This is a genomic window from Blastomonas sp. (genome assembly GCF_041747255.1).
Classification (GTDB): Bacteria; Pseudomonadota; Alphaproteobacteria; order Sphingomonadales; family Sphingomonadaceae; genus Blastomonas.
This window is the reverse complement of sequence record NZ_JBGTFM010000061.1, coordinates 1-7,714: the sequence shown is the minus strand read 5'-3', so window position 1 is coordinate 7,714 and position 7,714 is coordinate 1. Positions and strand designations below refer to the sequence as shown.

Here is a 7,714-nt window from a genome sequence, read left to right as displayed (position 1 = left end):
GCGGCGGTGACGGATTTCAGGTTGTTCGCGGTGGCGCCGTGGACGGTGAGCTTCTTGCCGTTGCCCTTGCGGCGGACGGCGGGGACGGCGACCGAGCGGCGGCCGGTGAGGTAGTCGGCGGTAAGCGACTTCTTGTTCTTGAGCACATCCTTGAGCTTGCCCGCCGCGACCACCTCGCCGCCGTGCACCCCCGCGCCCGGACCCATGTCGATGACGTAGTCGGCGGTGCGGATCGCGTCCTCGTCATGTTCGACGACGATGACGGTGTTGCCGAGATCGCGGAGGCGCTTGAGGGTAACGAGGAGACGGTCGTTGTCGCGCTGGTGGAGGCCGATCGAGGGTTCGTCGAGCACGTAGAGCACGCCGGACAGGCCGGAGCCGATCTGCGAGGCGAGCCGGATGCGTTGGGACTCTCCGCCCGACAGCGTGCCGGAGGTGCGGTCGAGGTTGAGGTAGTCGAGCCCGACATTGTTGAGGAAGCCCAGCCGCTCGATGATCTCTTTGAGGATGGCCTTGGCGATCTGCTGCTGTTGCGGGCCGAGCTTTTCGTTGAGTGTCTCGAAGAATGCCAGCGCATCGGCGACCGAGCGGCGGGTGGAGATCGAGATGTCCTCGCCCGCGATCTTCACCGAGCGTGCCTCGGGCTTGAGCCGGGCGCCGTCGCACACCTCGCAGGGCTGCGCGGTCTGGTATTTGCTCAGCTCCTCGCGCATCCAGGTGCTTTCGGTCTGCATCAGACGGCGTTTGAGGTTGCCGATGACGCCCTCGAACGGCTTTTGCACCTCATAGGATTTGCGCCCGTCCTGAAAGCGCAGGGTGACCGGCTTGCCCGCGGTGCCGTGGAGGATGATGAGCTTCACCTCGCCGGGCAGATCGCGCCAGGGCGTGTCGAGCGAGAAGCCGAACGCGCGGGCCAGCGAGCCGAGCACCTGCATGTAATAAGGCGAGGGCGGGTTGGATTTCGCCCATGGGACGACCGCGCCTTTCTTGAGGCTGAGGTCCTCGTTGGGCACCACCAGCTGCGGATCGAAATATTGCTTTTCGCCCAGGCCATCGCACGCCGGGCACGCGCCCTGCGGGGCGTTGAACGAAAACAGGCGCGGCTCGATCGCCTCGATGGTGAAGCCCGAGACGGGGCAGGCGAAGCGTTCGGAAAAGATGATGCGGTTATCGGGGATGCCGGTGTTTTTCATGCCACCGGTCCGCGCGCCCGCTCGCCCTTCGACAGGCTCAGGGTGAGCGGTGGAGGGCTCCGCGCCCACATCCGCTCGTGCTGAGCCTGTCGAAGCACCCGCGCTGGCCTCCGCAACCGTCCCATCCGCCAGATCGACAAAAGCCAGCCCATCCGCCAGCTTCAGCGCGGTTTCGAAGCTGTCGGCGAGCCGGGTTTCGATCCCCTCACGCACCGCGAGGCGGTCCACCACCACCTCGATGTCGTGCTTGAATTTCTTGTCGAGCGCGGGCGCGGCGTCGATCTCGTAGAGCTCGCCATCGATCCGCACCCGCGTGAAGCCCGCCCTCTGCCATTCGGCGAGTTCCTTGCGATACTCGCCCTTGCGGCCGCGCACCACCGGCGCGAGCTGATAGAAACGCGTGCCCTCAGGCAGCGCCATCACCCGGTCAACCATCATGCTGACGGTCTGCGCGGTGATCGGCAGGCCGGTGGCGGGCGAATAGGGCACACCCACCCGCGCCCACAGCAGCCGCATGTAATCATAAATCTCGGTCACCGTCGCGACGGTCGAGCGCGGGTTGCGGCTGGTCGTCTTCTGCTCGATGCTGATCGCGGGTGACAGCCCGTCGATATGCTCAACATCGGGCTTCTGCATCATCTCAAGAAACTGGCGCGCATAGGCCGACAGGGACTCGACATAGCGCCGTTGGCCTTCAGCATAGATCGTGTCGAACGCGAGGCTCGATTTGCCGCTGCCCGACAGGCCCGTGATCACGATCAGCTGATCGCGCGGCAGATCGATATCCACGCCCTTAAGATTATGCTCGCGCGCGCCGCGCACGGAAATATGTGTGAGACTCATAGGTCAGTGATGTTCCATATTTGTTCAGGGGATGCAAGCGCGGCGGTCAGCGAGCGGAAGCGACAACGACGTTGCAGACAAATGGGGCTAACACACCGGTTTGGTAAGGGCGAATTATATACGTATACGCCGCGGCGACGTGGTCAATATCCTCACACGCGCCAAGAATACGTGTCGCCATCAGCGCGGCACGCGACAGCGCGGGGCATCGGCGAGACCACCGGCAAGCCGCTAACTGCCGTTGGCCATTCCCGTCACTCCCGCTGCATAGTCGCCGCCGCAAAGGAACGTCGTGGCGCGTTTGGCGTAGGCATGTTACCGACAATTTCTTTTACAGTTAGGACACACAGTATGACCATTCGTTTTTTGCGAACCGTTTCACTTGCCTCGCTCATGGCGGCTGGCCTGATCGCTGCACCGCTCAGCGCCCAGCAAGCCCCTGTTGAGGAAACCGAAGCGCCCGACACCAGTTCGATGGAGCCGTCGGCCGTCACGCTCAACCCAAGTTCGCCCGAGGAGCAGGCCGCGCGCGAATCCGCCAACCAGCGCGAGCTTGCTATGCAGCGCGCGCAGATGCGCACCAATGCCGAAAACCAGGCAGAATATGAAGCGCGGCGCAGCAGCTACGAAAACCAGATGAAGCTGTATGAAAACACGCAGGAATCGCGCGTCCGCGCCGAGGCCGAATATGCGCAGATCAAGCAATTGTACGACTTTATCCACACCCAGTGGCAAGCCGATGTCGCCGCCTGTAACGCTGGCGACCGCAAGCGTTGTGCACAGACCCCGGTGGCCGCGCGCCAGTGACCTGCTGATGGCTGCCCGCGCTGGTTCGTAAAGGAATTGGTGCGGGCTCAAGCTGCACACAGGCTTGTGGCGCCGGGCCTTCGACGGGCTCGGGCACAGCGTGGGCAGGGCAGGTAGGAAGATGGTTGGGCCCACGGTAGGGCCTTGCCTAAACCAGCCCCAGCTTCGACAATTCCCCCACCAGTTCAGCAGGCATTGCCTCAATGTCCGCGCTGCCGTCGCCAAGGTCGGGCGGGGCAGCGGCGGCTTCCAGATAGCGCCAGCCCTGGTGCGCGCGGCGCGGGATCGATTGCACCGCGATCAGCCGCGGTTCGAGCCGTATCCAGATTCGCCCCTCGCCATTGTCCATGAAGCCGAGCAGCGGGCTGCGGCCGACGATGGCGCGATTATGGATCCAGTAAAGCGACCCGCCGACCATCTCCGCATGGCGCTTGGGCAGATAGCGCGTGGTCAGCCGCGCCTCGCCCCCGGGGCCATGCGCCTCAAGCCATTGGCGCAGCGTTGCCACGCTCTCGCTGCGAAACGCGATCTTGGTCATGCTGAGCGGCATCAGAAGCTTGCCAGCCCGCTGAGCACCGCCAGCCCCAGAAAGCCGAGAAAACCCATCGAATCTGTGATCATCGTGACGAACACCGAACTCGCCACCGCCGGGTCCTGACCCCAGCGGTCGAGCGCCACCGGCACAATCACACCGGCCATGCCTGCGATGATGATGTTGAACAGGATCGCAAGCGCGATCACCCCGCCCAGCATCGGATCGGCAAACACCAGCGCGGTGCCGATGCCGGTGAGCGCCGCAACCGTCAACCCGTTAAGCACCGCGACGCGCAGTTCGCGCGCGACGATGCGGCCGGTGTTCGACTCGGTCAGCTGGTTCATCGCCAGCGCGCGCACCGCCACCGCCATCGTCTGCGTGCCCGCATTGCCGCCGATTGATGCGACGATCGGCATTAGCACGGCGAGCGCCACCAGCTGCTCGATCGCGCCCCCGAACAGCGCGATGATGCTGCTGGCGACCAATGCAGTGCCCAGATTGGCGATCAGCCAGCGCACACGGCTGCTGTAGGATTGGCGGATCGGCTCGTTGATGTCGCCGTCGCCCGCGCCAGACAGACGCAGGATGTCCTCGCCCGCCTCTTCCTGGACGATGTGGATGATGTCATCGACGGTGATCTGCCCAACCAGACGCCCTGCGCCATCGGTCACCGCCGCTGAAATCAGGCCGTATTTCTGGAACCTCAACGCGACCTCTTCCTGGTCCATGTCGGTCGGGATCAGCGTCTGGTCGCGCTTCATGACATCGGCGAGCGCGATGTGGCGCGGGGTGCGCAAAATCCAGCTAAGCTGGCAGGTGCCGACCGGGCGGTGCTGCGGATCGACGATGAAGATTTCCCAAAACTCGGTGGTGAGGTCCGGGTGTTCGCGCAGATAATCGATCAGCTGGCCGACGTTCATATGCTCAGGGACAGCGACCAGATCGCGCTGCATCAGGCGGCCAGCCGATTCCTCGGGGAACGACAGCGCATCGACGATGGCAGCGCGGTCTCCCGGATTGAGCTCGGCCAGCACCGCGCGCTGGTCGGCCTCGTCCATCTCCTCGATAATCGCGACCGCGTCATCGGTTTCCAGCTGTCCGGCAAGCTCTGCCACCTGCGCGGCGGGCAGCGCATCGATCACATCGTCGCGGACGTAATCATTGAGTTCGGTGAGCACGTCAGCGCCCATCAGATCGGTGATCGCGCGCGCCAGCGGGCCGCGATAGTCGCGTTCGATCAGCTCGAAAAGGTCGGCGATGTCGGCGGGGTGCAGCGGCTCGACCAGATCATAAACGGTCTCGTCCTCGCCATCGTCCAGCGCATCGCGCACCTGTCGGACGAACTCGGGCAGCAGCCGGTTGTCCTCATCGAGGCTGGTGCTGGCCTCGACATCGGGCACATCGTCGTCACGGAGCCGTGCGTCGGCATCGATCTGGTCGGTCATCGCCTGCTCCTCTTGCAACGGGTTGAGTTTGGGCGCGGATGCTCGCGCATACCCGCCGCTGTTTGGCGCTTCGCAGGTGCAAAAGCAATGCTGCTGCGGCGCGATGCGGCAGGGGTGACATTCGTGCCCGCGACGTTATAGCGGCGGTCAGATTCTACGCCAAACAAAGGAACCGCCATGACTGCCGAAACACTAACCCTTCACCTTCAGGACAGCGGTGATGTCGTGATCAAGCTGCGCCCTGATCTCGCCCCCGGCCATGTCGCGCGCATCACCGAACTGGCCAGCGAAGGCTTTTACAACGGGGTGAAATTCCACCGTGTGATCGCAGGCTTCATGGCGCAGGGCGGCTGCCCCAACGGCACCGGCACCGGCGGATCGAAAAAGCCCGACATTCAACAGGAGTTTTCCGCCGAGCCTCACGTCGAAGGTATTTGCTCGATGGCGCGCACGATGGACCCGAACAGTGCCAACAGCCAGTTCTTCATCTGCCTTGCCGATGCGGGGTTTCTTGACAAGCAATACACGGTCTGGGGTCAGGTGATCGAAGGCATGGAACACGTCCACGCGCTGCCCAAGGGCGAGCCGCCGGCAAACCCCGGCGTGATTGCATCGACGACGGTTGCTTGAACTTTAAATCCTCCCTGAGCTTGTCTCGGGGAGGGGGACCGTTCGCTCCAGCGAATGGTGGAGGGGCACTGCGCTGAGTTTCGCGCAACTGCCCCTCCGTCAGCGCTGCGCGCTGCCACCTCCCCGAGGCAAGTTCGAGGAGGATTATTGTTAAATCCCCGCGTCGACCAGCCAGTCATGGAACAGCCGGACCGCGCGGGTTTCCAGCGCGCGGGGCTTGCATACGAACCAATAGCTGTAGGGGCTTTCGACGCGCACATCGAACAGCTTGTCCAGCCGGGCGTCGCCCGATCGGGTGAGGTGATCGTCGTGCATGATCGCGATGCCCAGGCCCTGTGCTGCGGCCTCAAGCAGCAAGGTGCCGCTGTCCATATGGTCGATCGACGCCGGGTGCAGGTCGCCAAGGCCAAGGCTGGCCTTCCATGCCTCGAACGAGTTAGGCATGTCATTGTGGATCAGAAAAGTCTGGCGGTTGAGCAGCGCCAGATCGGGCTCTTTGCCCAGGCTTGCGACCAGCTGCCTTGAGGCAATCGCATACACATAATTGCGGTCGAGCCGCACCGAATGCAGCGCCGGATCCGGGTCTGTGGCCAGCACGATGGCCGCGTCCAGCGTGTCGCCCAGCCGCGCGTCGCCATGGCCCGAGGTTTCCACATCGATGTGGAGCAAAGGATAGAGCGTCCGCAGTTCGCCCAGCCGCGGCAGCAGGCGCTGGCTGCCGAACAAGGGCAGCACACCCAACCGCAACCTGAGAATGCGGCTGTCATCGATGTGCGCGGCGATGGCATCGGCAAGCGCATCCAGCGTCGGCGCGACGCTTTCGTACAAAGCCTCGCCTGCCTCGTTGAGCTTGAGTTGCTGGTTGAAGCGTTTGAACAGCTTCTTGCCGACAAAGTCTTCCAGCCCCGCGATCCGGCGGCTGAGGGCCGAGGGCGACAGCGCCAATTCGCTCGCAGCAGCCTTCGCGGAGCCGAGTCGCGCGACACGCAGAAACGCTTCAAGAGAACGCAGCGGAGGCAGTCGTCGCATGGCCATAATGATTCGGATTATTGCACTGCAATACAAATGCGCAATCGCTAAAGTCTAAAAATTGCGGATTTCGGGGAGTTGGGTTGCAAATTATGCAACATCGAAGCGCCATTTCGCACTTGCACAATAATGGGGTTTGACCCATATTGGCTTTGCCTTTCAGGCATCCTCTCCTAAAAACTTCATAGGGTCAGTCTTCGGGCTGGCCCTTTTTTTGTTATTGACGCTCGCATTAGCGACTAATCCATAGATTGCAATCAGCTTGAGGCGAGTTGGTGCGGCCCAGTGGCATCACCGACGGGGCAAGAGCAATATGCCGTTTTAATCCCGCTTGCGTTTATTGGTCGATGATCCGGGTCGCCGGGTGATGGCGATCAAGATGCTTGCGGATGATCTTCAGGTTGCGGGTGTTGGATCGCCAGAACAGGTCGAATGCGTCGCCAACCAACGGCACCGATCCGAGCAACGTATCAAACCCGACGTTCGCGGCCATGCGCGCCAGTTGCAGTTTTGACATGCCAAGGTTGCGCGCCTCCCATACGATATACAGGCCCATCGCGCCGGTGACGATGTCACCGATCACCGGAACGAGCCCCAGTGCAAAGTCCAGCCCCACCTTGCGGTTCAGGATCGGCAAAGTGAAGCTTCGTTCCAGCACCTGTTCCATCATCGCCACGCGGGCATGGATCGCCTCAGGGGTGTTGGCGAGCGCGGGCATGGCAGCGCGCAACTGCTCAAACTGTTCGGGTCGTTTTGCCATAGGTCTGCTCCAACGCCCTTGCCGGTTGCTATCTGGGGATCACGGTCATGTCCGGCAAGGCGTGCCAGCCATCGGCGGTGATCGCGAAGCCCGGAATGTTTCCCCGCGCCAATGCAAAGCGGATTGGCATTCCCAGCGGTATGTAGACATTGGCATTGGTGATCGACAGTTCCGCCTCGGCCAGCCGCGCCGCACGTACTGCCGGATCGACGGCCCGGCGCCCCTGCGCCAGCAGCACGTCGCCATCCTGGTCGCACACCCGGCGCACCGAACAGGCCAGCCGGTTGAGGAACCAGGTCGGCTGGCGATAATTGGCAACCTCGTCGATCAGTCGCAGATCGGCGGAGGCGTCCAGCGGGACCTGTTTGCTGTCCAGCCCGATGGTCGCGAGGTCCTGCTTCAGCCTGCCGAACAGCAGGCGGCTGCCGGGGCCTTCGGGCAACGCGATGCGCAGCACCGGCAGCGTGCCATC

At 63.1% G+C, this 7,714-nt stretch carries 7 protein-coding genes and 1 pseudogene; 2 read left to right on the top strand and 6 right to left on the bottom strand.

Annotated elements, in window-relative coordinates; all coding sequences use genetic code 11:
- A partial coding sequence (uvrA, locus tag ACEW8G_RS02280; RefSeq protein ID WP_373486827.1) for an excinuclease ABC subunit UvrA occupies positions 1 to 2,036 on the bottom strand: 2,036 nt, incomplete at its 3' end.
- Between the two features lie 351 nt (positions 2,037 to 2,387).
- On the opposite strand from uvrA, the gene ACEW8G_RS02275 reads away from it, so the two are divergent.
- The gene (locus tag ACEW8G_RS02275) at positions 2,388 to 2,843 is read left to right on the top strand and encodes a hypothetical protein (protein WP_373486826.1); all 456 of its coding nucleotides are present in this window, start codon (positions 2,388 to 2,390) and stop codon (positions 2,841 to 2,843) included.
- Between the two features lie 148 nt (positions 2,844 to 2,991).
- Here the strand turns inward: ACEW8G_RS02275 and ACEW8G_RS02270 are convergent, their stop codons facing one another.
- Positions 2,992 to 3,393, bottom strand: a complete 402-nt coding sequence (locus ACEW8G_RS02270; RefSeq protein ID WP_373486825.1) for a DUF1489 family protein — start codon at positions 3,391 to 3,393, stop codon at positions 2,992 to 2,994.
- Positions 3,393 to 4,823, bottom strand: a complete 1,431-nt coding sequence (gene mgtE / locus ACEW8G_RS02265) for a magnesium transporter (RefSeq protein WP_373486824.1) — start codon at positions 4,821 to 4,823, stop codon at positions 3,393 to 3,395. The genes ACEW8G_RS02270 and mgtE overlap by 1 nt, the downstream gene beginning before the upstream one ends.
- A gap of 177 nt (positions 4,824 to 5,000) precedes the next feature.
- Here mgtE and ACEW8G_RS02260 point away from each other — a divergent pair, with 177 nt between their 5' ends.
- Entirely contained in the window at positions 5,001 to 5,453 is a 453-nt protein-coding gene (locus tag ACEW8G_RS02260; protein WP_373486823.1) for a peptidylprolyl isomerase, read from the top strand.
- Positions 5,454 to 5,603: 150 nt separating this feature from the next.
- On the opposite strand, the gene ACEW8G_RS02255 is transcribed toward ACEW8G_RS02260, so the two are convergent.
- The 3 genes and pseudogenes from ACEW8G_RS02255 to ACEW8G_RS02245 all read right to left on the bottom strand — a co-directional run.
- Positions 5,604 to 6,488, bottom strand: a complete 885-nt coding sequence (locus tag ACEW8G_RS02255) for a LysR substrate-binding domain-containing protein (RefSeq protein WP_373486822.1) — start codon at positions 6,486 to 6,488, stop codon at positions 5,604 to 5,606.
- Positions 6,489 to 6,819: 331 nt separating this feature from the next.
- Positions 6,820 to 7,242, bottom strand: a complete 423-nt coding sequence (locus ACEW8G_RS02250) for a DUF4112 domain-containing protein (protein WP_373486821.1) — start codon at positions 7,240 to 7,242, stop codon at positions 6,820 to 6,822.
- A 28-nt stretch (positions 7,243 to 7,270) separates the two neighbouring features.
- Positions 7,271 to 7,714: pseudogene (locus tag ACEW8G_RS02245) on the bottom strand (ABC transporter substrate-binding protein); the annotation flags it as partial.

Coding starts and splice junctions, on each gene's coding strand:
- ACEW8G_RS02250 (WP_373486821.1), bottom strand. CDS start 7,242: ATGGCAAAACGACCCGAACAGTTTGAGCAGTTGCGCGCTGCCATGCCC.
- ACEW8G_RS02270 (WP_373486825.1), bottom strand. CDS start 3,393: ATGCCGCTCAGCATGACCAAGATCGCGTTTCGCAGCGAGAGCGTGGCA.
- ACEW8G_RS02260 (WP_373486823.1), top strand. CDS start 5,001: ATGACTGCCGAAACACTAACCCTTCACCTTCAGGACAGCGGTGATGTC.
- mgtE (WP_373486824.1), bottom strand. CDS start 4,823: ATGACCGACCAGATCGATGCCGACGCACGGCTCCGTGACGACGATGTG.
- ACEW8G_RS02255 (WP_373486822.1), bottom strand. CDS start 6,488: ATGGCCATGCGACGACTGCCTCCGCTGCGTTCTCTTGAAGCGTTTCTG.
- ACEW8G_RS02275 (WP_373486826.1), top strand. CDS start 2,388: ATGACCATTCGTTTTTTGCGAACCGTTTCACTTGCCTCGCTCATGGCG.